The sequence below is a fragment of the Zavarzinella formosa DSM 19928 genome, assembly GCF_000255705.1.
Taxonomy (GTDB): Bacteria; Planctomycetota; Planctomycetia; order Gemmatales; family Gemmataceae; genus Zavarzinella; species Zavarzinella formosa.
This window is the reverse complement of the sequence record NZ_JH636453.1, coordinates 845-1,099: the sequence shown is the minus strand read 5'-3', so window position 1 is coordinate 1,099 and position 255 is coordinate 845.

The following is a 255-nucleotide window of genomic DNA, read 5'->3' as shown; positions in this document are numbered from 1 at the left end:
TGTCTTTCCACGCGTGCCGAACGCCGAAGTTCAGTTGCCGGCGCCGGAAAACCCCCGGCAACTTCACCGCGACACAGGTCGCCGGTCAACTGCAACGACTTGTTCGGCTTGATACCCTGTTCCCTCGCCCGACGACCGTCGCCGGGCGATGTGTTTTGTCTTTCACTCTTCACGACCCGCTTCGCCCATCGGCACAGACAATTTTACCCGAATCCCGACCAACCGACTCGTGCTTTCCGAACCCATGCCCAAGTT